At 56.6% G+C, this 26,902-nt stretch carries 20 protein-coding genes and 1 riboswitch; of the genes, 4 read left to right on the plus strand and 16 right to left on the minus strand.

What is annotated here, in order from left to right; all coding sequences use genetic code 11:
- Positions 1-7 precede the first annotated feature (7 nt).
- The 8 genes from N909_RS0114515 to N909_RS0114550 form a co-directional block, all read right to left on the minus strand.
- Positions 8-1,513: an efflux transporter outer membrane subunit gene (locus tag N909_RS0114515; protein ID WP_051689783.1), complete on the minus strand. Its 1,506-nt coding sequence runs from the start codon at positions 1,511-1,513 to the stop codon at positions 8-10.
- 97 nt (positions 1,514-1,610) lie between these two features.
- Positions 1,611-3,452 carry an ABC transporter ATP-binding protein gene (locus N909_RS0114520; protein WP_211253957.1) on the minus strand — a complete coding sequence of 614 codons (1,842 nt, stop codon included), beginning with the start codon at positions 3,450-3,452 and terminating at the stop codon, positions 1,611-1,613.
- 220 nt (positions 3,453-3,672) lie between these two features.
- Positions 3,673-4,101 (minus strand): GspH/FimT family pseudopilin, encoded by a 429-nt coding sequence (locus N909_RS24730; protein ID WP_051689784.1) that lies wholly within the window; start codon positions 4,099-4,101, stop codon positions 3,673-3,675.
- Complete coding sequence (locus tag N909_RS0114530) at positions 4,091-4,858, minus strand: hypothetical protein (RefSeq protein WP_155005947.1); 768 nt, start codon at positions 4,856-4,858, stop codon at positions 4,091-4,093. The genes N909_RS24730 and N909_RS0114530 overlap by 11 nt, the downstream gene beginning before the upstream one ends.
- 19 nt (positions 4,859-4,877) lie before the next feature.
- The gene (locus N909_RS0114535; protein ID WP_029916366.1) at positions 4,878-8,618 is read right to left on the minus strand and encodes a pilus assembly protein; all 3,741 of its coding nucleotides are present in this window, start codon (positions 8,616-8,618) and stop codon (positions 4,878-4,880) included.
- A 10-nt stretch (positions 8,619-8,628) separates the two neighbouring features.
- A complete protein-coding gene (locus tag N909_RS0114540) occupies positions 8,629-9,126 on the minus strand; it encodes a pilus assembly PilX family protein (RefSeq protein ID WP_029916368.1) in 498 nt (165 codons plus the stop codon).
- A gap of 18 nt (positions 9,127-9,144) precedes the next feature.
- Positions 9,145-9,960 (minus strand): PilW family protein, encoded by an 816-nt coding sequence (locus N909_RS0114545; RefSeq protein WP_029916370.1) that lies wholly within the window; start codon positions 9,958-9,960, stop codon positions 9,145-9,147.
- Positions 9,957-10,406 (minus strand): type IV pilus modification PilV family protein, encoded by a 450-nt coding sequence (locus N909_RS0114550; protein ID WP_029916372.1) that lies wholly within the window; start codon positions 10,404-10,406, stop codon positions 9,957-9,959. The genes N909_RS0114545 and N909_RS0114550 overlap by 4 nt, the downstream gene beginning before the upstream one ends.
- 452 nt (positions 10,407-10,858) lie before the next feature.
- Between N909_RS0114550 and trxC the strand changes: the two genes are divergently transcribed.
- Positions 10,859-11,296 carry a thioredoxin TrxC gene (gene trxC, locus N909_RS0114555; protein WP_029916380.1) on the plus strand — a complete coding sequence of 146 codons (438 nt, stop codon included), beginning with the start codon at positions 10,859-10,861 and terminating at the stop codon, positions 11,294-11,296.
- A 219-nt stretch (positions 11,297-11,515) separates the two neighbouring features.
- A complete protein-coding gene (rnr, locus tag N909_RS0114560) occupies positions 11,516-13,615 on the plus strand; it encodes a ribonuclease R (RefSeq protein WP_051689785.1) in 2,100 nt (699 codons plus the stop codon).
- 38 nt (positions 13,616-13,653) lie between these two features.
- Here rnr and trhA read toward each other — a convergent pair whose 3' ends face one another.
- Together trhA and N909_RS0114570 are read right to left on the minus strand one after the other, a co-directional pair.
- On the minus strand, positions 13,654-14,304 hold the full coding sequence (gene trhA, locus N909_RS0114565; protein ID WP_029916385.1) for a PAQR family membrane homeostasis protein TrhA: 651 nt from the start codon (positions 14,302-14,304) through the stop codon (positions 13,654-13,656).
- 124 nt (positions 14,305-14,428) lie between these two features.
- Positions 14,429-15,652, minus strand: a complete 1,224-nt coding sequence (locus N909_RS0114570; protein WP_029916387.1) for an L-serine ammonia-lyase, iron-sulfur-dependent, subunit alpha — start codon at positions 15,650-15,652, stop codon at positions 14,429-14,431.
- 842 nt (positions 15,653-16,494) lie between these two features.
- Between N909_RS0114570 and N909_RS0114585 the strand changes: the two genes are divergently transcribed.
- Positions 16,495-18,129 carry an ABC-F family ATP-binding cassette domain-containing protein gene (locus N909_RS0114585; RefSeq protein ID WP_029916390.1) on the plus strand — a complete coding sequence of 545 codons (1,635 nt, stop codon included), beginning with the start codon at positions 16,495-16,497 and terminating at the stop codon, positions 18,127-18,129.
- A gap of 52 nt (positions 18,130-18,181) precedes the next feature.
- On the opposite strand, the gene N909_RS0114590 is transcribed toward N909_RS0114585, so the two are convergent.
- From N909_RS0114590 to N909_RS0114610, 5 genes are all read right to left on the minus strand, one after another.
- Positions 18,182-18,649 (minus strand): 2TM domain-containing protein, encoded by a 468-nt coding sequence (locus tag N909_RS0114590; RefSeq protein WP_029916391.1) that lies wholly within the window; start codon positions 18,647-18,649, stop codon positions 18,182-18,184.
- Positions 18,650-19,053: 404 nt separating this feature from the next.
- Positions 19,054-20,004, minus strand: a complete 951-nt coding sequence (locus N909_RS0114595) for a hypothetical protein (RefSeq protein ID WP_029916394.1) — start codon at positions 20,002-20,004, stop codon at positions 19,054-19,056.
- Positions 20,001-22,070, minus strand: coding sequence for an elongation factor G (fusA, locus tag N909_RS0114600; protein ID WP_029916396.1), 2,070 nt, complete (start codon positions 22,068-22,070; stop codon positions 20,001-20,003). The genes N909_RS0114595 and fusA overlap by 4 nt, the downstream gene beginning before the upstream one ends.
- Before the next feature lie 15 nt (positions 22,071-22,085).
- Entirely contained in the window at positions 22,086-23,888 is a 1,803-nt protein-coding gene (locus tag N909_RS0114605) for a TIGR04442 family protein (RefSeq protein ID WP_029916398.1), read from the minus strand.
- A complete protein-coding gene (locus tag N909_RS0114610; protein WP_029916400.1) occupies positions 23,885-24,694 on the minus strand; it encodes a GPMC system MBL fold metallohydrolase in 810 nt (269 codons plus the stop codon). Before N909_RS0114610 ends, N909_RS0114605 begins: the two co-directional genes overlap by 4 nt.
- A gap of 290 nt (positions 24,695-24,984) precedes the next feature.
- On the opposite strand from N909_RS0114610, the gene N909_RS25950 reads away from it, so the two are divergent.
- Entirely contained in the window at positions 24,985-25,149 is a 165-nt protein-coding gene (locus N909_RS25950; protein ID WP_169739562.1) for a hypothetical protein, read from the plus strand.
- Between the two features lie 31 nt (positions 25,150-25,180).
- Here N909_RS25950 and metX read toward each other — a convergent pair whose 3' ends face one another.
- Positions 25,181-26,299, minus strand: a complete 1,119-nt coding sequence (metX, locus tag N909_RS0114620; protein ID WP_029916404.1) for a homoserine O-acetyltransferase MetX — start codon at positions 26,297-26,299, stop codon at positions 25,181-25,183.
- Between the two features lie 250 nt (positions 26,300-26,549).
- Positions 26,550-26,675, minus strand: a riboswitch (SAM riboswitch).
- Between the last annotated feature and the right edge of the window lie 227 nt (positions 26,676-26,902).

Raw genomic sequence — 26,902 nt, forward strand, 5'->3', positions numbered from 1 at the left:
CTGGTTGTCATGGCGTTGCTGTCACTGCGGGGGCTGGTTCGGTGTCGAGGGGCCAACCGCCGCCTAAGGCTTTAAACAGGGCAACCATGTTGACGGCGGTCTGTTGTTGGCTGAGGAGCAGTTGATCCTGGAGTTGAAAAAGGGTTCGTTCGCTCAGGAGAACTTCCAGGAAATCGGTCAGACCGCTACGGTAACGGCCGCTGGCGAGTTCGACCGCGCGCTGGCTCGTAGTCACTGCGGTGACCAGGGCGGCCCGGGTCTGCGCTTCGCTGACCAGGGCAAGGATAGCGCTTTCCGTTTCATTGAGAGCGGTCAGCACCGTTTTTTTGTAGGCCGCTTGAATTTCTTCCCGCCGGCCCTGCTGCAGATCGATATTGGCCCGGACCTGGCCGCCGTTGAACAAAGACCAGCGAACTGCCGGCCCGGTGCTCCAGTAACGGCTGCCGGTGCTGAGCAGGTTGTCCAGGTGGTTGCTCTGCAGGCCGATCAGCGCAGTCAGGGAAAAATGGGGAAACAGCTCTGCGGTGGCCACGCCGACGGCCGCGGTGGCGGCCGCCAGTTCGCGTTCCGCCTGGCGGATGTCGGGGCGGCGGCGCAGCAGCTCAGACGGCAGGGTCTGCGGCAGCAATAGAGGTAGCTGCGGCAGGGGCTGGCTGGCCGTCAGCTCGCTGGTTAAGCCTTGCGGTGGCAGACCCAGCAACAGGGCGAGACGCTGGATGGTCTGACCGATGGTATTCTGCAATGACGGTAATTGCGCCTTGCTCAGGTTCAATTGGGTTTCCGCCTGGGTAACTTCCAGGCGATTGCCCAGGCCGCTGGCGAAACGTCCCTGTGCCAATTCCAGAGTCTGTTGCAGAATATCGATATTTTTCAGGCTGGTTGCCAGGCGTTCCTGACTGCCGCGCAAGGTCAGGTAATTGCGGGCGACTTCAGCCTCCAGGGAGATCCGAATGGCGCTGCCGTTTTCCAAGGCGGCGCCGAAGCGTGCCTCCGCTTCTTCCCGGGCCCGTCTGATCCCGCCGAAAACATCCACTTCCCAGGTTGCATCAAAGTTGACCTGAAACAAATCCTGGGTTGAGCCGCTGGAGCTGCTGGGGACGTTTGCGCTTTTTCTGCTTGAGGAATAATCCCCTTGAGCGGTCACCCCGGGAAGCTGTGCCGCGCTGGTTACCCGGTACTGGGCACGGGCCTGGACAATCCGCGCTGCGGCGATTCTCATATCAGGGTTGGCACGGTTGGCCCGTTCGATCAGGGAGGTGAGGGTGGGATCGTCAAACAAAGTCCACCAGCGATCCAGTTTTTCCGCAGGCAGGGGCTGAGCTGATGCCGTGTCACTGTGGCTCCAGGACGCAGGCAATTCCTGCTGTGGTGGCTGGTAGTCCGGACCGACCGGAGCACAGGCCGCAAGAGTGACCAGCAGTGCAGATGCACCTCCGGCGAGAATCCACCGCCAAAATGTTGGTCTGGCAGGGCGGGGAGGACGCTCATGAATAAAATGATCCAGAACTGTCATCTCGGTTTCGCTGTGGGGGAATGGGCCTGCGAAAGAGTAGGATAAGTTCCTGATTTTGACAATATTAATAATTGTTGGCGCTGATTTTTATGGTTGGCTAGCGGTAACCTTTGGCCTGTAATGAAAACAGCTGAGCATAGCGGCCGTTCAAGCTCATGAGCTGGTCATGGTTGCCCTGTTCGATGATGCGGCCCTTGTCCAGCACGATGATCTGGTCGGCCATGCGCACGGTGGAAAAGCGGTGGGAAATCAGGATGGTCATCTTGCCCCGACTCAATTCCCGGAAATGCTCGAAAATGGTCGCTTCAGCGGCGGCGTCCATGGTTGCGGTCGGTTCGTCAAGGACCAACAGGTCGGCCCGGGTGCGCATGAAGGCACGGGCCAGGGCGATTTTCTGCCATTGTCCACCGGAAAGTTCCCGGCCGCCCTTGAACCATTTGCCCAACTGGGTTTCGTAGCGATTCGGCAGCTTGTCGATAAAATCCGTGGCCATCCCTTTTTCAGCCGCCTGCTGCCAATGATCGCGATCTTCAAAATGGTCGACATCGCCGGCGCCGATATTCTCCCCGACCAGGAACTGGTACCGTCCGAAATCCTGGAAAATCACCCCGATCCGGCGTTGCAGGGCGGCGGCGTCCCATTGCTGCAGGTCAAGCCCGTCGAGCAGGATGCGCCCGGAATTAGGGGGATAGAGACGGGTGAGCAATTTGATCAGGGTGGTTTTTCCGGAGCCGTTTTCCCCCACCAGGGCCAGGCTGGTTCCCGGCTGCAGGTGCAGGCTGACTTCTGTCAATGCCGCCTGGTCGCTGTCCGGATAGCGAAAACAGACCTTCTCGAAACGCAGGCCGTCGCCAGGACGTGGCCCTTGCGGTAAGGCGCCGTTAACGGCGGGCACCGGCTGCTCAAGGTATTCGTAGAGGTTGGACAGGTAGAGATTGTCTTCGTACATTCCACTGATGGCTTTGAGGCTGGCTGAAACCGCGGATTGCCCCTGTTTGAAGAGCAGCAGATACATGGTCATCTGGCCAAGGCTGATCACGCCGTGGATGGCGGCCAGGGCAATCCAGGCATAGGCTCCATAGAAAGCGGCGGTCCCCAGCAGCCCGAGCAGAAATCCCCACAGGTCGCGGCGCAGGGTCAATTGGCGGTCTTCGGCAAACAGCTTGGCGAAGATTTCGCGATAGCGCCGCAGCAGGCGGGGGGCGAGCTGGAACAGTTTGACTTCCTTGACATAGTCTTCGCGGGCGAGGACCGTTTCCAGGTACATCTGCATGCGGGTTTCCGGTGAACGGAAGCGAAACAGGCGGAATTTATCCCCGGAAAATTTCGCTTCGGCGAGGAATTCCGGAATTCCGCCCAGGATCAGAATCAGCACGGTCAGCGGGGAAAACTGAATCAGCAGGACGCCGTAACTGACCAGGGAAATGCCATTCTGAACCAGACCGAAGGTCCCGGTAACCAGACTCAGCGGCCGGGTCGAGGCTTCCCGCCGAGCCCGGGTCAGCTTGTCGTAAAATTCCGAGTCTTCAAACTGACTCAGGCTCAGCTGTTGGGCTTTTTCCAGGATCAGCAGGTTGATCTTCTGCCCCATCAGCGCGCGCAGCAGCGCCTGACAGGTGGAGATACCACGCTGCCCCCCGGCGATGACCGTGACAATGCCCGCTTCACAGCCGACCAGGAGCAAAATGAAGGTCGTTGCGGCGCTGCCGGTCTGCTGATACTGGGCGATGGCCGCAACCACGCCGTCGACAATTAACTGGCCGATCCAGGCCACCGCGGCCGGCAACACCCCGACCACCAGGGTCAGCAGGGCAAAAATGAGCGTCAGCCGGTGGCTGGTCGACCAGACCAGCTCCAGCGCCCGGCGGCTGTAACGGAAAATATCCAGAAAACGCTTCGGCGGTCGGTTGCTGTCACTGGGCAAGGGCGGATATTTCAACGGCGGTCCTGTGGCTGGGCTGGAGAGTGTGTGGTTTCTGGCATTTTAACAGAGAATGACTCAATTCTCAGTATGAACTGAGCGTTTGGCTCTGGGAGCTTTTTATGATGGGCAGATATTTCGGAAATATATCTTTCCCGGGAAGGAAGCTTCCGGGAATAATTCGCTTAAATAAAAGCAAGCCTGTTTAACTAACTCGATCCCAGCCCACAGGGGCGGATTACATTCTTGCAATTCCGTTCAGGCCGAGTTGAATGGTCAGGTCCGGATCCTCATTGACACGGATGAACATGACGGTGTCGGCACTCCCCTGGGGATCAAAGGTGATGGTTCGGGTGCCGCTGGCGGACAGGCTGGTGATGTCAGCGTCCGCGGCAATTTTGGTGCGGTCGGAAAAGTTCAGATTAACGCCGTCATAGCTCAAAGCACGACCGCTCATATCGATTGTAACCGCAATGGGAGTGTTCTTGGAAATCGCCGTACTGCGAGCATTTCTTAATCCATAGAGAATGTCCCGCGCGGCGCTTTTGCTTTCGGAGCCTTCCCGCCAGCCGGAAAGGGACGGCAAAGCGATTGCGGCAACAAGACCAAACAAAACAAGGACAATCATTGCTTCCAGGAGGGTGAAGCCGCGCTGGTTATTTTTCAATGCTTCTCTCCTCGATGTCAAAATTCACCATGGTCTGTCCGCCATCATGATCATCCAGCAGGATCTGCACATGGTACGGGCCTTGGCTGAGCTGGGCCTCCTTGGGGGCCCAATAAAGCTTGCCGCTCTGGGCATCGATACTCATCCCTTCCAGAGCTCCGCTCAGGGAAAAGGCGATCTCGTCACCATCGGGGTCGGTCGCCGGAATGACAAAATCGAGGATATTGTCTTGAAAGACCGGCTGAAGATCTGTGGTGAGCTGGGGTGGTGCATTTGGAATAACGAATTCTGAGCCGTAAAAAGTTTTTCCGGGACCATATTCGTCCGCAGGAATCAGCCATAAAGCGATGCGATCCCCCTTCACAAAACGGTCGCCGGGGAGAATCGGGCCAAGTTCTTCCTGTAATTCCTGGCCGTTGAGAAACCAACGGTAGGTCACAGAGACATCGTCGCCATCCGGGTCTTCGACCTCCGGAATAGCTTCGATGTCGACCCCGCGGTGAACATACGGATTGGCAAAGGCAACCGAGTTGATCAGGGGTGGCTGGTTGGTCGGCTGCAGGCTGGACGTTTCGGTTTCCGACGTTGTTTCCGTTGGCTCTTCGCTTGCAGTTGGGGCCTTTGCGGGAGTTATCTCAGACTCCTCGGCAACCGCCTGGGTGGTTGCCGAGGGCTTTTCCGATTCTGATGTTTGCTGGCTACAGCCGAATAAGATCAGTAGACAGAAGAAGAGAAGTACAAACCGTAGCAGCATCATTCATCCTTAACTATCCAGGTTAATAGGTCCGCCAGTAGATCGGGTATACGGTTCCACCCGGAACGGGATCTTCCGAACAGAGTCCGCCACCGCAGCCGATCAGCAGTTTGGCATCGCCCGAAGGCGGCAGCAGCACGACAATCCCTGAAGGAATCCCGACCCCTAGATCAACCGATCGGTCTGCCTTGCGCAGGACATTGCCCGAATCACTCTCCGCGCGGGAGTTGTTGGCGGTGGATTCGCTGTCATTGTTGGACGAGCCGTTGTTTTCTTCGTTATTAAAGTTCAGGACGGCTTCTCCGGTCAAGTAATCAACGGCATACAATCGGGAAATTCCAAGATTTCCCGGGTCGCATGGCGATGTATTGAGGGTGCCGGGAGCATAGGTCGTATAATAGGCCACCTTGTTGAAAGCCAACGCCGGAGAGAGGACTTTCTCTCCTTCATGGTCGGTTTCATCCAGCTTGATCAGAAAACCGAAGTTGCCGGTGACTGAACCGCTTCCCGTCAACAGCGGGCCGGGGGCGAGAGCGGTGAGCAGAGCGGAAATATCGTCGGCGCTGGTGGAATTGTCCTGCAGCAGGTTCTCGGTCACGTCAACCAGGTTATCTTCATCAATGTCTTCTATGGTGACCTGATTGCGATCAAACAGGGCATACATGCGATCAACGACATCTTTATTCAGGGGGTGGGCGCGGTCACCCGTTCCAAAGTAGAGGTTGACAATGCCGCCGAGCTGCTGGGTCACGGAAGGACGGTAAAATATTTTCCGGCCGACCGTGCCGTCGCCGCCGACATTGGCGGAAAAAATCCGCTTACCGAACCAGGTGCTGATCTCAGGATCGGCCAATGGTCTGAGACCGTCACTCCCGCCGCCATACCTGCTGAAGCGCCACATATGGCCGCCGGTGTCGCCTGCATAGAGCCGGTCAACAAAACCGTCGTAATCCGTGTCCAGGACAGTGATATCGGTCGGGAAGGAATAGGTCAGCCGGGCAGAATTGTAAGAATTGCTGCTCTCCCCATAGACAAAGTCCCAGACCTTGGTTGCGCTGCTGGCAATGGTGGGGATCCCGCCGCTGCCGATTGTCGCCACCTCGAAGGCATAGACACCGCGTCCTTTCGGGTTGTTGGTCACCGGATTAGAGCCGTTTTCCCCCGGGGTGACGGTTGCATCCGAGGTTTGATAATCGGCATCGTCCGTGGGCGGCGAGACATCACTGTTGGTGAAACCCTGGGTTGCGCCAAAGCGACCGTCTTCGTTCAGGTTGTCGTAGCCCGCGCCGATAAAGGCGGCCAGCACCACATCTCCGGAATCATTTTTAACCAGCCCCAGGTTCGGGGTGCTCCAGGACTGCCCCAGTTCAGCAAAAGCCGCGTTGCTGCCGTCGATCTTCCAGAGGTAAACCGGTGCATTCGGATCGGTGACGTCAAGGGCGTAATAGGCATCGCCGCCGCGCCGCAGGCCGAACAGCAGAATGACTTTATCGTGGTTGCCGTCCTGGTCCGTTGCTTCGATATTACCGTCATGATCGGCATCGTAGACATAGGTGACCGGAGATCCATCGACAAAATATGGGTGGGTGTTATTGCGCACCTCTTTCAGTCTGGGCAGCAGGTCCGGCGGGATGAAGGCCCAGCGTTCCTGGCCGTCGCAGTCCCTGAACGCATGCATCATACCGTCGTTGGCACCGACAAAGATGGTGGTTTTGTTGACGCTGCAGTTGGTCTCATTGCTGGCGACGCTGAAGTCATATTGGGTGTAGTTGACGACATTCGGGCGCGAATGCAGGATGTCTCCGAGGATCCAGGGGCGGGTGCTGTCGACATATTCGTCGTAACTGTCATAGCCATGGATAAAGTTGATCAGCTTGTCCTTTTCCGTATCGTCCGCAACATCCATGAGCGCCGCGGTCAGGTTGGAATTTGCGGTGGAGAAGGCGTTGGAGGAATTGGTCAAATTGGTGTCAGAGAAATAGGTGTAAATATGCCTTGACCCGATCTGGGTCAAGAGTACGGCCCCGACCCCCCCTTCGGAAACCCGCCCAGAATCACCGCTGCTCCAATAGGAACTGGCGGTATAGGTATTGCTGCTGGGGTTGTAAGCATCCTGGACATCTTTAAAACTGCCGTCGTTGTTAGTGGCGGTATTCCCAGCCACATCGACGATTCGGCCTAATGAGTCGATGCCGAATTTTTTCAGGTTGCCGTGCCAGGGTTCGTCATTCTGCGGGTAGAAAAAGCCGAGATAGACCCGCTCACCGCTGTAGGTCCGGTTGTCCGGGCTGGTCGGCACCACCGGGGCGATGAAGGCGGTGTCGGTTTCCAGCAGAATATCCGTCAGCGCGTCTTCCAAGGCCGAGAGGAGTTCAGCGTTATCCGTGACCTGATAGTAGTTGCCGTCGCCGTAGGTTTGGGCGGCTGTTTCCAGGCGGGCCACCTTGGCGGTCATCAGCTGGATAATGTGGGTCTGCACTCCCTGGTTATTGCTGACCAGGCCGTTGACCAGGTCGCCGATGCCATTGGCCCCGGTTTGGTCCGGTGAATTGAGATATTTGGCGACATCATCGACATAAATGCCGTCCGGATCCGCCGGATCGTCAGGGTCTTTGGCAACGATGTTGTTGATATCCCGACTCTTGATATTGGTGTCGTCATCCTGGCTCCCGGTGGTGAGCAGAACCACGAAGTTTTTCTGGCAGCTTTCTTCAATTGGACTGGTATAGGAGGAATCCCCTGCGGCAATGGTGCCGAGCCGCTCGTGGGTGTCGGTAAAGTCTGAAGGGCCCTTAAAATAGAGCCCTGCATCCCAGAGAATCTCGTTGACCGGTTGGGTTGAATTGCCGGGGATCAGCGTAAGCGCATCGATGGCCGCTTTGAAGGCATCCAGTTTGGTAGTGTCGATGGCATCAGGGTCATTCGGGTCGGGGTGTTTCGTCACGTTAGCAATGGATATCTCCAGCTGCCCGCCCTTGCCATTGTCACTGAAGGTCATCAGCCCGATATTAACGCTTTCGCTGACCGCATCGGCAACCTGCTTGACCGTTGACTGCACCATGCTGAGCAGGTCCGCCGTCATGGTCCAGGTGACCTCGTTATCGGTGACGGTCGCCCCCGGGGTGGTCGGCCAGGTCGGTTGTGACGCTCCTGACAGGCCGCTGCCGGTAATTCCTACCACTTCATAGATTGTTCCGCTGACATCGACAGCGTCTCCAGCCGTGTAGGCGGTCGAGGCAGCCCAGCTGCCGACGCCTTCCGGCGGAGTGACAATATAATTGAGCTGGTTACCGAGGAAAAAACTGTCGTTCTGAGACGATGAACAGTCCCCTTTGTTTGCTTTGAGCGGTCCGAAGAAGGAACCGTTTTCGATCAGTGAAGTGTAGGCGGTATTGCAGCCGTCGATGTCCTCAACGCTGTCCATGACCTTGGAATAATTGATGGTTCCTCCGGTTGCTGCAACCATCTGATAGACTGCCAGTGGATCGTATGGCCCCGGAGACCCGGCAGAGCCTGTTCCTGGATAAAATTTGCTGGTATCAGTGTCTGGCAGAGAAGGATCATAGGTGTAAAGCTCCCTGGAACCCTGCTGCTGCATCGGCTGGGTGTTGTCGATGATGAACATGATGTTGGGTTTTGGCGAGGTGGCAGATGTGGTGCTGTAAATGGCCGTATCACCGATATAGGTATCGGCGCTCGCAACTTGTAACATCAGGAACAGGGCCAGGACGGCGGTATTGATAACAACAAGGCACTTTGACATTTTTTTGCTCCTATTTCGGGACAATCCTTCCGTACTGGGCCTCGATCCGTTTTTTCGAATCGTTCGGTCCTTGCCCGGTAGCGTTGACAATATAGTAGCGGGCTTCAAAGTAGGTGGGGTCGGAGCCGCTTCCCGGAGGCAAATTGGTGGTCAATTGAAATTCGACATAATTATCGTTGCCTTCCAGGCCAAAGCCGGTACCGGCTTCAATGTTGGCCTGGTCGGTCGTGTTGTCCAGATCGTAGGGCACCGAACCCGGTCCCAGGCTGGCATAGATGGCTTGTCTGGTCGAGGCGTACTCAACCGCCCTCTCAGCGGTTTCGAAGGCCATCTGTGCGGTCCGGTAGTTGCCGGAAATGCTGGTTTCCGTGGTTGCGGTGTTCAGGGCCATGACTCCGAGAATGCTCATGATGAGCAGCATGGACAGGGCCAGGATCAGGGCAAACCCGCGCTCATTGTTGAGGGTTTGCAACGCTTTCCGGAAAAATAACTGTTCTTTGCTTTTCATTTTGTCATGTCCTTAAGCTCAATTGTTTTTCAAGGTAATCAGCTTAACGAGCTGTCTGGTTTTGTTGGTCTTCGCTTTCAGATCGAAAGCCGTGCCGGTCAGAGTCACGCGGACAGCGCTGGTCTGGCCGGAAGTTGTCAAATATTCAAATTCAACCGCTGAAATATTGTCGGCAATGATGTCAGGGGTGCCGCCGTTGATGGTTCTACGCAGTTGATTATTGTTCAGGTCATAATCGATCTGATACGGGTGAGGAGACGCACTGCTGTCGACTTTGACCAGCAAATCTGCCTGATTGTAATTGGCGACGGCATTGAAGCCTTTGATGGCCAGGCTGGTACTGGTGGGAGCGGAATCGATGGTGAAAACAAGATCAATGCGCTGGTCGTGGTCCGGCGTCTTGAGCAGGCGAACTTTGTCTCCGGCCGCGAACAGGTTGACCATTTCTGCCGTGGCAATGGGGAAGACATAGGCTGTCGCTGGCGCATTGGCAACGGAGACCGTGCCGGTCAGCCGGGCGATGTCGGTATCGGTCGATGCGGTCCGCAAAGTCAGTAGCTGACCGCCGGACAAATCGGCAGGGGCCGCTTCGATTGCTGAATTTGTCGTCGGAATCAGAAACCCGGCCATCTGGATGTCCCGGGTTAAAAAATTCATGGCAATGCGCAGGTTCTGCTGCGTTTCAGCCACCTCTTCCTGGGTGCCGGCTTCCTGCTCGGTCTGGATAAAGAGGCTATACATGGCTGTTGCGGCCAGACCCATAATGACGATAACAACCAAAACCTCGACCAGGGTGAAAGCTTTGGTGCTGATTATTCTATTTGGAATGCTCATATTGCTCTCTTGAACCCGGTCACCGAATAGGTCCGTTGCAGACCGTTGGTTTGTTGAACGTTCACCTGAATAAACACCAGGTTGGCAACGCCGTTGTAGTCAACGGCAATGGTATAATCAGCGGCGTAGGTACCTCCACCCATCACCGTTTCATCGCCTGAATTGAAGACCCACGGGACATTGACCGCATCGGCAAAACTGCTGACCGGCCAGGTTGTTATTTCGTTGAGAATGCTGGTGGCAATATCCGTCTCGACCGCCCTGGTGTTGGCGGACGAATTGGTTTTGATGGCGGTGATCTGCATCCCTGCAATGGCCAACAGGCCGATGGCAAAAATGGTTAGTGCGATCAGAACCTCAACTAAGGAAAAACCTTGTTGAGTGCAGCAATATTTGCCAAACGGAACGTTCATGGTCGTTTTTTGAGGGTCACTATTGTTTGTCATTTGAATTGATTCCCCACCTTGCTATCGTTTTTTACGATACTATATCGTACAATTGTGACTTTCGCTAACACTCATCGGCGCTGTTCGCAGGTCGCTTTCAGCGACCGACATCCCGAGGAAACGTTACATTTATATTCCTGTATACTATGCAAGATAAATGCCTGCTAAGATTTCTGCTAACATCTTGAAATATCTGCAATTGAAAACGAATCACAAGAAAAGGGTTGCAAGAAAAGTTGAGGCATTTATTTGCCTGACGATGTAACAGGTTGTTGTTTAGACGAAAAATGGAATTGAGATAAATTGCAGGTGAAAAAAAAATTGCAAGGGTTTGTTGCTGGAATAAATGGACAATTTTGACCCCGGGACAGGTTTTTTCAGCGTGGTTGGATATTCTCCGCGCGGCAAGGTAAAATGTACTGGAAACGATATTTTTTTACGGGGGATGTATTGTGTCAGAATCATTCCACTTGATCTGTCCTCATTGTCAGGCTATCAACCGGGTTCCCGAAAACAAACTTTCCGTTCATCCGAACTGCGGACGCTGCAAAGAAGCCTTGTTTAGCGGTCGTCCGGTTGAGTTGACTTCAGCAACCTTTGACCGCTATCTGCAACAGAATGATATTCCGCTACTGGTCGATTTTTGGGCACCTTGGTGTGGGCCCTGCAAGATGATGTCACCCGCCTTCAGCGAGGCGGCCAAGGATTTGGAACCGCGTGTGCGCCTGGCCAAATTTAATACCGAAAGCGATGCCGGCATTGGTGGGCGGCTCAATATCCGCTCCATTCCGACCCTGGTGCTGTTTCATAAAGGGGTTGAGCTGGCCAGGCAATCCGGCGCCATGGAGCGCAGGATGATTGTACAATGGACCAAAGCAAAACTGGGCTAACAGGTCACGGGCCTTTATCTTTTTGACCGCTGAACTTGCTTTGGAGAGGCAGAGCGCCCTTCGGTTAAAACGGGGGAATAGCGGAATTTACTGTACTCTGTGGGCCTTTTGCTGTTTCCTCTCTGTCTGTGCTGAGGTTGTCCGAACTGTTGCTGCGGCAACCTCCCTTCTTTCCCAATTATCGCCTCCAGCGAGGATGTTCAGGAATAAATCACTATCATGGTTATGAACAGTCTGGAACAGCAAATCATCAGCCTGCTCAGTCAGCGGCGCAAAAAGTCACTGACCCGCAGGGAAATCGCGGATCACCTCGGATTGCGCGGCGGCGAGCGCAAGGTGCTGACCAAGGTCTTGGAGCAATTGCTGCGTAGCGGGCAGCTTGGCGAACGCAAAGGGCAGTATCGACTGGCCGAGCAGCAACGGACTCTGGAGGGAACCTTTGCCCAGGCGGAACAGGGCTATGGTTTCCTGCGCGTGGACACCCAGGACCAGGAGGACCTGTTCATTCCGGCCCGTCATGTCGGCAGCGCCATGGACGGCGACCGGGTGTTGGTGCAATGGCGAGTCTCCAGCCGTGACCGGCGTCCTTTCGGGCAGGTGCTGCAGGTTCTGGAACGGGCACACAGCCAGTTGCTCGGCACTTATCAGCGTCGTTCCGGCAAGGGGCTGGTCTGGCCGCTGGAGCAGAAGTTGCCCGGGCCGGTCCTGGTCGGGAAGCAGTCGGATATCGAGCCGGGTACGGTTGTGGAAGTCAGTTTGGAGCGTTTTGCGACACAGGAATTGCCGGCAACAGGGAAAATCAGCGAGATTCTTGGTCCGGCCGGTGACCCCCAGGTGGATATTGAAACGGTTATTCGCAGCCACGGCTTGCCACGGACATTTTCTCCGGCGGCTCTGGCCCAGGCCGAGACCGCAGCCCGGCCGGTCAGTCGTGAAGAAACCGCCACGCGGGTCGATCTGCGTTCCCTGCCCCTGGTGACCATCGACGGTGAGACCGCCCGTGACTTTGATGATGCCGTGGCGCTGAAGAAGAAGCAGGACGGCTCTTTTCGGCTCTGGGTCTGTATTGCCGATGTCGCCCACTATGTCACTCCTGGCAGCGCCGTTGATATTGACGCCCTGGAACGTGGCACCAGTGTCTACTTTCCCGGCTTTTGTCTGCCGATGCTGCCCGAAGCGCTGAGCAACGGGATCTGTTCGCTGAACCCGGCCGAGGATCGTCTGGTCATGACCGCCGAGTTATGCATCGATCAGCACGGCGTGACCACTGCTGCTGAATTCTATCCGGCGGTGATGCGCAGCCGGGCGCGGCTCACCTATACCCAGGTCGCTGCCTGGCTGGAGACCCCGGACAGCTGTCCGCTGGAGCCTGAGGTTCAGGAACAGTTGCCGCAGATGGCGGATCTGGCGCAGATTTTGACCCGGATGCGGGCAGACCGCGGCAGCCTTGATCTCGATGTCCCAGAAGTTGAAATCCTCCTTGCGGAGGACGGTCAGCCCCGCGACCTGATACGGATCGAGCGCAACCAGGCCCACCGCCTGATCGAAGAGTTCATGCTCGCTGCCAACGAGGCGGTTGCGGCCTTTTTGCAGAAGCGGCAGTGGCCGTTCTTATACCGGATTCACGAACGGCCGGATCTGCTCAAATTGCAGGAATTGCAACAGCTGGCAGCGGAATGTGGGGTCGGCCTGGTGTTGGGGAAACAGCTGCATCAGGCATTGCAGGGCTTGTTGGCCGAGGTAGCCGAGCGTCCGGAGGGGCGGCTGATCAATCAGCAGCTTTTGCGCAGTCTCCAGCAGGCCTGCTATGCGCCGGATAACCAGGGGCATTTCGGCCTGGCCGCGGACTGTTATTGTCACTTCACATCGCCGATCCGGCGTTATCCGGACCTGGTGGTGCATCGGGTGCTCAAACAGGTTCTGGCGGCGGCTCCCAAATCGGCATCCTATTCCCATGCCGAGCTGGAAACCCTGGGGCGCGACTGTTCGGCCCGGGAACGCCGTGCGGTGCAGGCGGAGCGGGATCTGATCGATCTGCGTTGCTGTCAACTGATGGCGGGGCGGGTCGGCGAGGAGTTTTCCGGAACCATTTCCTCGGTGACGGAGTTCGGTTTTTTTGTCGAGTTGGATGAACTGCTGATTGACGGCCTGGTCCACATCCGGACCCTGCGTGGGGATTATTACCACTTCGACCCGCTGAGCCGATCTTTAACGGGTGAGCACCGCCGCCGACAGTTCCGCATCGGCATGCGGGTGCAGGTGCGGGTCAAAAAAGTCGAAGCCTGGCGGCGGCGGATCGATTTCGAGCTGGTTGAATAAGGAGTGCCCTGTGTGGTAGCCGGTTTGCAGGATGCCTGTTATTGCGGAATCACGTAGTAAAAAACCGCAAAAAAATGAAAGCAGCTGCCGGCCAGCACAAACAGGTGCCAGATCGCGTGTCCGTAGGGGAGACGTTTCCAGGCGTAGAAAATGACCCCGAAGGTATAGGCCAGTCCGCCCAGCAGCAGCAGGGTGAAGCCGGTCGGGGCCAGGACCGAGAGCATTGGTTTAATGGCGATAATGACGGTCCAGCCCATAATTAGATAAAGGGTGGTCGAGACCCCGCGCAACTGGGCGTAGCGGGTTGTCTTCAGCAGAATGCCGAGCAGGGCAATGCCCCAGACGATGCCGAACAGCGACCAGCCCCAGGGGCCGCGCAGGTTGACCAGGGTGAACGGGGTATAGGTTCCGGCAATCAGCAGATAAATGGCCGAATGGTCGAAGACCCGCAGCAGGCGTTTGACCCGGGGGGAGGGGATGCTGTGGTAAAGGGTTGACGACAGATACAACAACAGCAGGGTCCCGCCGAAAATACTGCAGGAAACAATGTGCCAGGCATTCCCATGCAGACTGGCAAAGACCACCAGCATGACCAACCCCAAGATCGCCAGCAGGGTTCCAATCCCATGGGTCACACTGTTGGCAATCTCTTCTCCCACACTGTAGCCGGTTATTTCGTTGCGTTTCATGGTCATTCTTTGCTCCCTTTGAAGGCTGAATATCACCCTCTCAATTTAGCACGAGTGACCATGGGAAAGAGCTGTAGGCAGTTGTTTTTACAAAACTATTACCAAAGGAGTAAAAGTAGGTGCTTCATTGGTCAGCGGCCGGACCGTTGCGCTGTTGATAAGCGCGGGCGATGCCACCGGTCGAGGTTTCCCGGTAGAGCAGGGGCAGGGCGTGGCCGGTCTCGCGCATGACCGCGGTGATTTCATCAAAGCTGATTTTATGTTCACCGCCGGCCAGCAGGGCAAAATGACAGCAGCTTAAGGCCCGGGTGGCGGCGTGGGCATTGCGTTCGATGCAGGGGATCTGGACCAGCCCGGCGACCGGATCACAGGTCAGGCCAAGGTGATGCTCCAGCCCCATCTCGGCAGCGTATTCGATCTGCCTGATGCTGCCGCCCTGGAGCTGGGTCGCCGCCGCCGCGGCCATGGCGCAGGCGGTGCCGATTTCCCCCTGGCAGCCGACCTCGGCTCCGGAAATGGAGGCGTTTTGCTTGACCAGGTTGCCGATCAGCCCGGCGGTCGCCAGGGCATGCAGAATGTCCTCATAACGGCAGGCCAGGGTTTCGTTCAGATAGCGCAAAACCGCCGGCAGAACGCCGCCGGCCCCGCAGGTCGGCGCCGTGGCGATCATGCCGCCGGAGGCATTTTCTTCGGCCACGGCCAGAGCATAGGACCAGAGCCGGGCATTGTTCTGCAGATGGGTGCTATAGAGGGTGGCTTTGCGATAAAAATCGGCCGCTTTGCGGGCCAGGCCGAGACCTCCGGGGAGCACTCCGGCATGACTCAGTCCATTGCGGATAGACGAAGTCATGACATCCCAGACATTATCCAGGTAATCGAGGAAGGGGCGCTCCTCATGGTTGATCACGAATTCCCAGAGGGATTCCCCGCTCTGCTCCAGGGCGCTGATAATTGCGGCCATGGTGGTCAGCGGGTAGCGTGACAGCTCGGTCGGCCGCCCCTCCTGGTCACTGAGCAGGGCGCCACCGCCGCTACTGTATTCGTCCCGGTTGGCCAGCAGAGCCCCCTCTTCGTCGAGGGCCTCAAAACGCATGCCGTTGGGATGGCGTGGGAGCTGTTCCTGTGGCCGCCAGAGCAGCTCAAGCTGGGATGGCGGAATGACCTGAGACAGCGCCTGGTCGGTCAGGTGGCCGCGGCCGGTGGCGGCAAGGCTGCCGAACAGGGTCACCCGATAACGGGCGGCGCCGGGGTAAGCGGCGACAAAATTGCGCGCGGCCCGCTGCGGAGCCATGGTGTGGCTACTGGACGGTCCGGTTCCAATGCGATAAATATTGCAGATCGATTCCATAGCCAGATCTCCTTGCCTGCTGAACCCACGGATGGCCGAGCGAAATCAATGACGGTCGTTGAACTGATTGATTTTGCCAACTGGGGAAAAGTGCATTTTTCTGCGTTGCGCTTGAGCCATCAGCCCTAACCATGCCGATAAACGCCAGCCGGCGCAAGGGGCAATTGCGGAGACATCCGGCGACAACGCCGTCGGTTGCGTTTGGCAACCCCCTTGTTGATGATCATTGGTCGCAATGATCTTGTCAAAATGAATAGATTGTTCGGGCTTTCTGTTTTCTTTAATTGATTGAAATCGTTAGATAATTTTCTAAGGAAGGATATTTTTTGAAATATAACAAAAAAAGTTATATTTTTTGTTTGACAAAGGTGACTTATTTGGTTATAAATTAACCATCGACGCTTTGTTGTGGCAGGCGAAGCGGCGATAGCCAAAGTAGATATCTTTCGAGAAACCTCTCAAAATCTTACCCCGTGGTCCCCCTCCTGGCCACGGGGCTTTTTTTTGCCCCGCCTGCATCAATTCTGGTGGACTTTCCCAGAAGTCGCTGTCCCGACTCCTCTTTGTCGTATTGCTTCCTCTTTGCAATCATCTGGTTGGACAGGAGCAATGCCAATTCGGGGAATAGCAGGCGGTAGGGGCTGCGGGTGCGGCGTTTGGCCAGTATCGTGACTTCGGTAGCCGGCTAACGAAGGCTGTGTTTTCGGCGGATTATGAATGTTCAGCTGGCGATATAGTATTTGCTGTTTCCGCCAAGTTTGTTTTTGCCCCATGGTTTTTGCTTGATCTGATCGCGTTCATCATGGTAACTGGGCACGGATTTTTATGAAAGAGAGTTATCGATGATCCATCTGACAGATATGACCAAACAGCATGGCAACCGGGTGCTGTTCAAGAATGCCTCCTTCCAGCTTCTGCCTGGCAGCAGAAGCGGTTTGGTCGGACCCAACGGGGCCGGCAAATCGACCATTTTTCGCCTGATCACCGGCGAAGAAAGCCTCGACAGCGGCGAGATCTCTTGTGCCAAGAAAACCGTTATCGGCTATTTTTCCCAGGATGTCGGCGAGATGGCGGGGCGCAGCGCCCTGGCCGAAGTGGTGGCGGCCTCCGCGACCACGGTCCAGCTGGGGGAGCAGATCAGCGCCATGGAGGCACAGATGTGCGAGCCCATGAGCGATGACGAGATGGCCCGGCTGTTGGAACGCTACGGGGACGCCCAGCAGGAATTCGAACATCGTGGCGGCTATGATCTCGAATCCCGGGCCCAGGCGGTTTTGACCGGACTCGGCATTGGTCCGGATGACTATGACCGGCCGGTGGAGAGTTTCAGCGGTGGCTGGAAAATGCGCATCGCCCTGGCGCGGATTCTGACCCTGAATCCCGATGTGCTGCTGCTCGACGAGCCGACCAACCACCTGGATGTCGAGTCGATTGTCTGGCTGGAAAACTGGCTCAGCGAAGATTATCAGGGCGCCCTGCTGATGACCAGCCACGACCGCGATTTCATGAACCGGCTGGTCACCCGGATCGTCGAAGTCGGTAACGGCAGCATTACCAGCTATTCCGGCAACTATGATTTTTACCTGCGCGAGCGCGAGGTGCGCCGGGAACAGCTGGAAGCCAGTTATCGGCGCCAGCAGGAGATGCTCGCCAAAGAAGAGGAGTTTATCGCCCGTTTTGCGGCGCGCGCCTCCCATGCGGCCCAGGTCCAGTCGCGGGTGAAAAAGCTGGAAAAGATCGAGCGGATCGAACTGCCTCCGGAACAGAAGACCATCCGTTTCGAGTTTGCCGAGCCACCGCGCAGCGGCGACGACGTCATCGCCATTGTCGATCTGGCCAAGCACTGGCCGCTGGACGACGGTGGTGAGAAACAGGTCTTTTCCGGAATGTCCGGAATGGTCCGGCGCGGCGACAAGATTGCCGTGGTCGGGGTTAACGGGGCGGGGAAATCAACGTTCCTGAAAACCCTCTGTGAACAGACCGCGCCGAGTGCGGGGACGGTGACCATCGGCGCCAACGTCTTTCCCGGTTATTTCAGCCAGCATTCCATGGAATTGCTCGATCCGAAGAAGACCGTCTTTGAAACGGTTCAGGACGCTTTGCCCCAGCAGACCATCGGCGTGCTGCGCAACCTTTGTGCGGCGTTTCTGTTCCAGGGGGATGACGTGGACAAGCGGGTCGACAAATTGTCCGGCGGGGAGAAAGCGCGGTTGATCCTGGCCACCCTGCTCGGTCGGCCTCTCAACCTGCTGATTCTGGACGAACCGACCAACCATCTGGATATTCAATCACGCGAGGTGCTGCTTGATGCGCTGCAGAAATTCAGCGGTACCTTGCTACTGGTCAGTCACGACCGGCACTTCCTGCGTTCTTTGGTGGATCGCGTTTTCGAAATCGATCATGGTCAGATGATCCCTTACGACGGCGGCTATGAATACTATCTGCAGAAGACCGGTCGCGATCACCGCAGCCTGTAGCCTGGTGAGCGCGACCGCGCAGAGCAAATAGCGAAATTTCTTGGCTGGTGACTTACAGTTTCCGGCCGAGTTTTTTTTCGACCTGTTTTTTCTCCCATTCCGGGCCGAAAAAATTGAAGACTTCGAAGACATTGAGGCCATGAGAAATAATACCAATGCCCCAGCCCAACGCTACCCACCAAGCCCAGAAATAACCGGGATTGGTAAGGAAATTGATGATGAACAGCAGCACCAGCACGACCAAGTATTTAATCAGATGTGAATAAAATCCTTTGATGTCACGAACCTGTTCAATCGCTTTCTGTTCCGTTTCGATCTGTTCCTGAGTGATTGTCATAGTGTTCTCCTGTCGTAGTTCGTCCAGATCGATCTCAAAAACCGCCGCCAGGCATTTCAGTGTTTCCAATGAGGGCGTTTGCCCGCGTTCGATGCGCTGAACGGTCCTGACACTCAGCCCACTCAGTTGGGCCAGCTGTTCCTGAGACCAGCCTTTTTTTAATCGTAATTTTCTGAGTTGCATTCCAGACCTCGTTGTTTTGAGTCGACACTAGCAGATGTCCTGGACGAAGGTAACGACAGGAGGGCGACAGGCCCCCGACAGCAGCCCGTCATGGGGATTTATCTTCGATGATTCGGGGCGGAAGAGTCAAATTTTTCTTGGTAGATCGTTGCTGCCGTTCAGACGGCAGTCCTGATTTTACAGGTCTTCGCTAGGCCACGAGCCGAATGGCCGCTGGCCACGCTGAGGTGGGTGATCTGCTCATCACTGGGGCCTGTGTTTGTGGTGGCGGTCAGGGCAGGACGCCGTTGACGACGCGATTTTGCTGGTTTGCGCCCGGATGCAACTGTTTCGACGGCTGATTCGGAAATGCTTATTGCTGATCGGTAACGACAGATCACAACCGGTCGGGGGTTGGTTTTTCCTTAGCCTTGGCTGTCGTGGTCAGGTTTGCCGGGAGGGAAGGACGGCCTTTGAGCGATGACCGTCGTTGCCGAGGAAAGCAACGACTTGAACAATTTGAAGATGGCCCAGAGAAAAGCCAGTGGCAGGATGACGGTATTGAGTAAAAAAATGACCAGCAGGGAGACAAATTTATCGATCATCTGTCCGCTCCGCTGGCTCAGCCAGCCGCGTAAGCGGTCAAAATCGATGGCTCGCTCGGCCTGGCCGAGACGCGTCCGGAACTGCTGCCACCAGCTCTCTTCTCCTGCCCCGGTCGCAGGGCTGCTCAATTGTTGCAGCTCTTCGTTGCCGGAGGCAATGACCGCCGTTGCCCGGGTGTAGTCCGCCGCGAGGAAGGACTGGTAAACCGCTTCATTCAAGCTGGCTGCGAGGGGGACGGCAAAGCGGACCACCACGGCCAGCAGGACCATTTTCCGTGCCAAGGGGAGCAGTTGCAACGGCTGCTTGCCGGCCGGCAACCAGAGGCCGATCAGCCAGAGCAGCAACGCCAGCGCCCCCAGGATCTCGACCGCAAACCAGGGGCCTATCGCGATGAGAAACCGCTGGATGCCGAGGGAGGTGACCGCGGCCAGCATCACCCAGGAAAAGCGTTCGACCAGATCGTTGAGGGGATCGAGGATCTGCCCCAGGGCCAGGTTCAGGCCCAGCCCGGCCGGCGCCAGCTCCAGTTGCGACTCCTGAATGACGGAAATGACCCCATTGGTGAGACGGGCCATGGCAAAGACCGCAACCGCGCGGGTCAGGGACTCTTCTACCCGCTCGCTGGTGGCCTGATCGACCCGCTGCAACAGGGAATTATCAAAGACCAAGCTGCGGGTTGCGGGGAGCATGATCACCGCCAGCAGCACCAGCAGGATCAGGCTGCTGCCCAGCCGGCGTCGGGCAGCTAAGGAGAGGCGAGTCCAAATCATCGTGGCAGGCCGAAGGTCTTCAACGTTTCCGGGGGCGCCTGGGCAAAGTGGGAAAATTCCATGGTGAAGCTGCCTTGTCCTTTGGTTGCACTGCGCAGTTCGGTCATATAGCCGAACATCTCCAGCAACGGCACTGTGGCCCGGATCACATCTTGGCCGGGGCGCGAGACAATTCCTTCCACCTGCCCCCGTTTCTGATTAAGGCTGCTCATGACCCGGCCGGTATAATCGGAAGGGGCGACCAGCTCAAGGGCCATGACCGGCTCGAGCAGGGTTGGTTTTCCCTTGCTCAAGGCTTGGGGAACCGCTCGGCTGATGGCCGCGAAAATCCCCAGATCGGTGGTCTTGTTACTTTCATACGGTAGCTCGATAATCGTCAGTCGCAGGTCGGTCAGCGGATAGCCCGCGGCCGGACCGGACTGACAGGCTGCGGCCAGTTTTTGGCGGATCAGATCCGCCAGCAGCGGTGGCCAGGGCGCGAGGCGTTCCTCCGCCACCACAATGTCCAGACCGCTTTTGCGGGCTGTTGGCGTGACTTCGAGGGTGACGGCACCGTAATGCAATTTGCCGTCGATGTCGCGTTCGAAGATTTCTTTCTGGCGGGCGGCGGTGAGGATGGTTTCTCGATAAACGACCTGTGGCCGACCGGTCACCACCGCAACGCCAAAATCGGTATGCAACCGCTGTACAATGACTTCCAGGTGCAGCTCGCCCATTCCGGTCAGTAAGGTCTGGCCGGTTTCCGGATCTTCCTTGACGCGAAAGGTGGGGTCTTCCCATTGCAGCTTTTCCAGGGCCAGGGGCAGTTTGTCCCGATCCTCGACGGTCTTCGCTTCCACAGCCAGGGACACTACCGGCTCCGGGTATTCCAAGCCGCGCAGCTGCAGCGGCTCGGCGGCGGCGCTGATGGTGTCTCCGGTAAGGACATTTTTGAGGCCGGTCGCCGCGACAATGTCGCCGGCTTCAGCCAGGTCGATTCTTTCCCGCTTGTGGGCATGCATGCGGAACAGCCGGGCGACTTTTTCGACCCCTTCGGTCCTGCTGTTGTAGACGTTCTCACCAGGTTTGAGTCGGCCCGAATAAATGCGCAGATAGGTCAGCTTTCGCCCCTCGTCAGCGATGACTTTAAAGGCCAGGGCGCAGAGACTGCGGTCCGGATCGGTGGGCAGCGCGACTTTTTCCCGCGTGTCGAGACGCACTGCCGGGGCCGGAGGCGTATCCAGGGGGGAGGGGAGCAGGGCGCAGATCATATCGAGAAGCGGCTGAATGCCTTTGTTGCGCAGGGCCGAGCCGAGCAGGACCGGGAAGATCTCACCGCGGATAACCCCATTGCGTAGCGCGGCCAGCAGCCGCTGCGAGTCAATGGCATTTCCCTCCAGGATATCGTTGAGAATGCTGTCATCGAAATCGGCGGCGGCCTCTAGCAGTTTCTCGCGCGCTGCGGCGACCTGCTCCTGCAGTTCCGCCGGGATCCGGTCGGTGCTGACCGTTTTTCCCTGATCGTCGGCACTGAAAGTGATGGTCTGTTCATTGACCAGGTCGATGACGCCGCGGAAATTTTCTTCACTGCCCACTGGCAACTGCAGCAGCACCGGCGTGGCTTGCAGCTTTTCGCTGATGTCGGTCAGGACCTGCTGGTAATCCGCACCAATACGGTCCATTTTGTTGATCAGGCAGATCCGTGGGACCTGATAACGGGCTGCTTGGCGCCAGACCGATTCGCTTTGCGGCTGCACCCCTTCGACCGCACTGAAAATAGCGACCGCGCCGTCGAGCGCTCGCAGGGAACGTTCCACTTCGATGGTAAAATCGATATGGCCGGGGGTGTCGATGAGATTGAAGGTATGTCCCAGCCAACTGCAGGTGGTGGCTGTCGCGGTAATGGTGATGCCGCGTTGCTGCTCCTGCTCCATCCAGTCCATCACCGCCAGACCGTCATGGACCTCGCCCATTTTATGGATTGCTCCGGTATAGAACAGTATCCGTTCGGAAACCGTCGTTTTCCCGGCATCGATATGTGAGATAATGCCGAAATTGCGGATTTTGCCGAGTTCTGGGTGTGTCATGGAGACCTCAGTCGATTATCTGGAATTGAGCTGCTGTAAAAGCTCCTGGTCAAGGCCGTTCAATTGGAGGTATTCCCGCTCCAGTTCTTCGATATGGAAATAGTCCAGGCCGCTATTGGCGATAAAGTCGTCGCGCAGGGCCAGATTTTCGCAGGCTACAACCTCCGGCAACAGTTGCCGCAGGTAGAGGACCTCTTTCTGAATATCGAAAATGACTGCCTGAAACAGTTCCGCGCTGAGTGGCTGCTCAAGCTGGCCACGGACAGTCAGTTCATCGTTGAGTTCCTGGAAAATCTGTTCCTGCTCGGTTCTGGTGTCGTAGCGGTAATAATGCCGGCGGACCCGTTCGCGGACCCCCTTGAACATGGTTTTGTAGAGATGCTCCTCATGCTCGATCATTTTCAGGTTGGCCTGCAGGCGTTGCACGGACGACACTCCGGCGCCGAGTTCTTCCAGCCCTTTTTGCAGACACTCAAGCTTGCGGCGGCCGTAACGGCCAAGGTAGCGGCTTTGCATGATGTCGTCAAAAAACAACCGGTTGAACAGGTTCTTGTCCAGTTTGTTGAATTCCTGTCGATTCTGGAACAGACTGCTGAGCCAGTCCGGGCTGGAATGGAAATTGTCCATAAAAGCGATCCGGCTGAGCTGGGTCAGGGTGGTGTCGTAACGGTCAAAAAAGGTAATAATGCTGGAAAAATCTTCCAGCAAAGAGAGTGGCGCCCCATCTCGAATATGCTCGTCAAACAACTGTCCGGTTTCCAGCAACATCTGTTCAAAGCCATTGTCGTGGCGGCGGCGTGCTTTCTGTTTGGCAAACAGGATCTGCGCCATATCCTGATTGTGAAGGCCTTTTTCCTGCAGCAAATCATGAAGGATATCCCGAGTGATCGCCATGTACTCCGGCTCACGAGCAATCCGGCCACTCTCTGGTTGCAGTTTGCGGTCCAGGGCGTCGAGCAGGTCGAGAGGAATTTCCCGGCGCAGGGCCAGGGTCTTGAGGCGGAGCAAACGGGCATGCTGCGCCTGGTCGATGCGGCCCTGGCGGTAGGCTTCGATCAACACCCTTTTATAATCATCGATGATGCGATAATTGTCCCGGTGGCGATATCTGACATCAATGGCGATGCGTTCCTGCTGGTAGGGGTCCAGGCGGAGGTTTTCCGCCAGCTCCTCCAGCAGCTCATGCTGGCTGGCGCTGATTTTGCGGCTGCGGTAGTAGACGTTCTGGAACTCTTGCTGAAAATGGCGGCCTTTGCTATTGGTCAGCCGGATCAGAAAGACGGCGCAGCCCTCCGGCAGCAGGGTGCGCAAGGTTTCTGCCAGCAGGGAGTCGTCGCGCTGATTCAGTTTGCTGAGGCGTTTGAGAGGTTTGCCAAGCTTGCGCAGAATCTGTTGCTGTTTGTGGATGTTATTGTTGCCGCTCAGACCGTCGACAAAGAAAAAGAAGTTATCGACCGCATGCCCCTGGCGGAAAATTTCGTCGTAAGGCTGCTGGAACCGCGGGTGATCGCTGATGGTCAACTGCCCGTCTTGGTCGTAACCGGCGCCGAGCAGGATCAGACGGTTGTGAATCGCCGGTTTGGTCAGATCGGCAAGGGGCTGCTCCACCCCGAACATGTATGCGCAGAAGGTTCCGCCGATGCCGGTCTGGATAACTTCGTCCGCGGTCAGAGTCAATTCGCTGCCCGGCGCGAAAAAACGCAACTCATTTTCGGCCACCTGGAAGAAGTGCTGGTGAGCCGATCGGCAACCGGCGGCGGTCGCATAATACTCTACCGAGTCGTTGATCTGCCCGTGCAGCCGTAATTCAGGGCTCATGGTTCGACCTGTTCCGCGACTTCGGTGGCAACCTCAAGACAGAGGTGCTGGCCGTCGTAAGCGAGATTGATCCCGTCAGGCAGTTCGGCATCATCGCGCAGATGTTCGACATCGTGGCTGAGATGGGTGAGCAGGGTCTGCCGGGCACCGATGGTTTTGGCCATGGCAACAGCCTGGGGAATGTTGAAGTGACTGGCATGCGGTTTGAAACGGAGCCCGTCCAGAATCAGCAGGTCGAGTCCTTTCAGCAGTTCCAGCGAATGTTGCGGGATGGCATTGCAGTCGGTCAGATAGGCGAAGGGCCCGCAGCGATAGCCGGTACTGACCCCGTAACCGTGTTGCAGGGGGAGCGGGGTTATCTCCAGTCCGCCCAGGGTGACGCTGCCGGCAATCGGGCATAACCGCAGGTTGGGGATATAGCCACTGTGCTCGGCCGGGTCGAAAATATAGCAGAAGCTACGTCTGATCCGGGCCAGGGTTTCTTCGCTGCCGTAAAGCGGGATCGGTTCGGGGGAGAACAGGCTGAAGCTGCGCAGATCGTCAATTCCGTGCAGATGATCGGCGTGACTGTGAGTGTAGAGGACCGCATCGACATGACGCATGCCTTCGCGCAGGGCCTGCTGGCGAAGATCGGTTGAGGTATCGATCAGGATGTTGTATTTTCCATAGCTGAGGAGAATACTGCAGCGGGTTCGCTGATTGTACGGGTGGCTGGACGAGCAGACCGCGCAATTGCAGCCGATGACCGGGACTCCGGTACTGGTCCCTGTCCCCAGAACGGTGATTTTTAATTTTTGAGACTGCATAAGCGGGCCGCTGGTCAATGAAGATGGCGTCGCAATAGATTTTCACAACTGCGTTACGTTGGTTTCTCGGGACCCCGACCACCCCTGCGGGTCGACACCTCCACTCCCCTGTCAGGCTTGGTCGGCCGAAATTGTGACTTGGCCATCGAATTCTATTTTACGTGTGTCCATTCCAGAAAAGGCTGGTAATTCTTCGAGTAATCTAGCATTTTGCCACTATGGCAGACAATAGCTGATTGTGGTTCACGCTTCATATGCCGGCTGCAGGCTTTCGCAGAGGAAATCGAAAAATGGAAAATAAATCGCAGGGCATCTGTAAACTTTGCCGGCGTTGTATCCGGCACTGCAAACAGCCCCTCAGCATCGTGATGCTTGATTGTCCCCGCTTCCAGCCGCGCCCCTTTAAATCGGAAGAGTTCCGCTTTGCCCAGCTGGATCTGTTCGGTGACGACTGAATCGGCCCTTCTTTTTACTCGTCCAACAGCATCAGGCCGGGGCCAGTTTATCGAGAAATTTTTTGAGATAGGGGATGAACTTCTCCGGTTCCACCAGAAACGAATCGTGACCATAGTCTGACTCGATCAGGTGGTATTCGACCGGCTTGTTGAGTCGTTCGAGTTCATGGACCAGTTCTTCGGTCTGGCGGGGGGGATAAAGCCAGTCCGAGGTGAACGCGAACCAGAGGGAGGGGCAGCTCAGCCGGCCCAGGGCTTCGGTCAGGGAGTCGAAATTCCAGGACACATCGTATAAATCAAGGGCTTTGGCCAGATAGAGAAAAGCGTTGGTGTCAAACCGATCGATGAAATTCCCGCCGTTGTAGTCCAGATAGCGTTCAATCTCGAATTTCCCGAAAAAATCGAACATTCCGTCGCGAACGGAAAAGCGCCGGCCGAATTTCAGCAGCATGGAAGCGTCGGACAAAAAGGAGATGTGGCCGACTGCCCTGGCCAGGGACAGGCCGTCCGCAGGGGGGTGTTCGGGTTGATAGTTCCCCTTTTTCCAGAGCGGATCGTTATAAATTGCCTGGCGGGCAAGGGCATTCAAGGCAATGGCCATGGGCGAGGTCCGGCCGGTCCCGGCAATGGGCACGATGGCACGGACCATCTCGGGGAAATTGATTCCCCATTCCAGCGCTTGCATGGCGCCCATGGAACCCCCGACCACGGCCAGCAGCGAGGTGATGCCCAGCCGATCAAGCAGCAGTTTCTGCGCCCTGACCATGTCACGAACCATGATCACCGGAAAACTGAGGCGATAGGGACGCCCGGTGCGCGGATTGGTGCTGGTCGGCCCGGTCGATCCCTTGCAGGAGCCGATGGTGTTACTGCAGATGACAAAGAAGCGGTTGGTGTCGAGGACTTTGCCGGGGCCGATCATGTTGTCCCACCAGCCGGGCTTGCGTTCGTCCTGAGTGTGGAAGCCAGCCGCATGGGCGTCACCGGTCCAGGCGTGGGTCGCCAGGATAACATTCGATTTATCCGGGTTCAGAACCCCGTAGGTCTCGTAGGCCAGGGTCAAGGGGCCGAGCAGACGGCCGCTTTCCAGCTGCAGCTCAGTGTCAAACTCTGCGTATTCGGTTTTTACCAGTCCAACACTGTTTTCCAATCTTCATCCTTTTACAAGGCAGTCGCCGCTAACCGTTATTGAAAAATCCTGCTGCGGGCTTCTGCAAACAGGGGTGGGGCGATTTCTCCAATCCAACAGGTCTGTATCCCCAGCCTTGATTTTGCTCGCCTCTTCCTGGCCTTTGCAGACTCAGTTCAGTCGGTCTGCTGAGCAAATAACAAAGGCCCCTCCCGGAAGTCGGGAGGGGCCTTTGCGGGATACTGTGGAAATAATCGTCTCGCAGGCTCCGTCCCCATCTGTCCCAGGCTGGTGTTCCAGCAGGGCAGGAATTGGCACCGGACAGTCTGGTTGCTCACAGAGAACCCCGGTTGCCGTGGCTTCAAAGGGCCTTTCCCTCCACCACTCTTGATAAAGACGTCTGAATTTGATGCTCGTGGAGTGTGACTCTAGCTTTCCGGGGTAGATTTGTCAATCGTCCGCATGCGGGAGGGCCATTTTCTCGGTCCGAACAATTGCAGGTATTTGCTCAAAAAATAGCCAGTAGTGATTAAAAAGTAGGCAATGTGGGCGGCTTCCAGGGGCGAACTTCTAAAAAAGCAGTCGGTTATAAAGCGGCATGACAATTGAATGTGGACAGCGGTT

Origin of the sequence: Pelobacter seleniigenes DSM 18267, assembly GCF_000711225.1 — a bacterium.
GTDB lineage: Bacteria > Desulfobacterota > Desulfuromonadia > Desulfuromonadales > Geopsychrobacteraceae > Seleniibacterium > Seleniibacterium seleniigenes.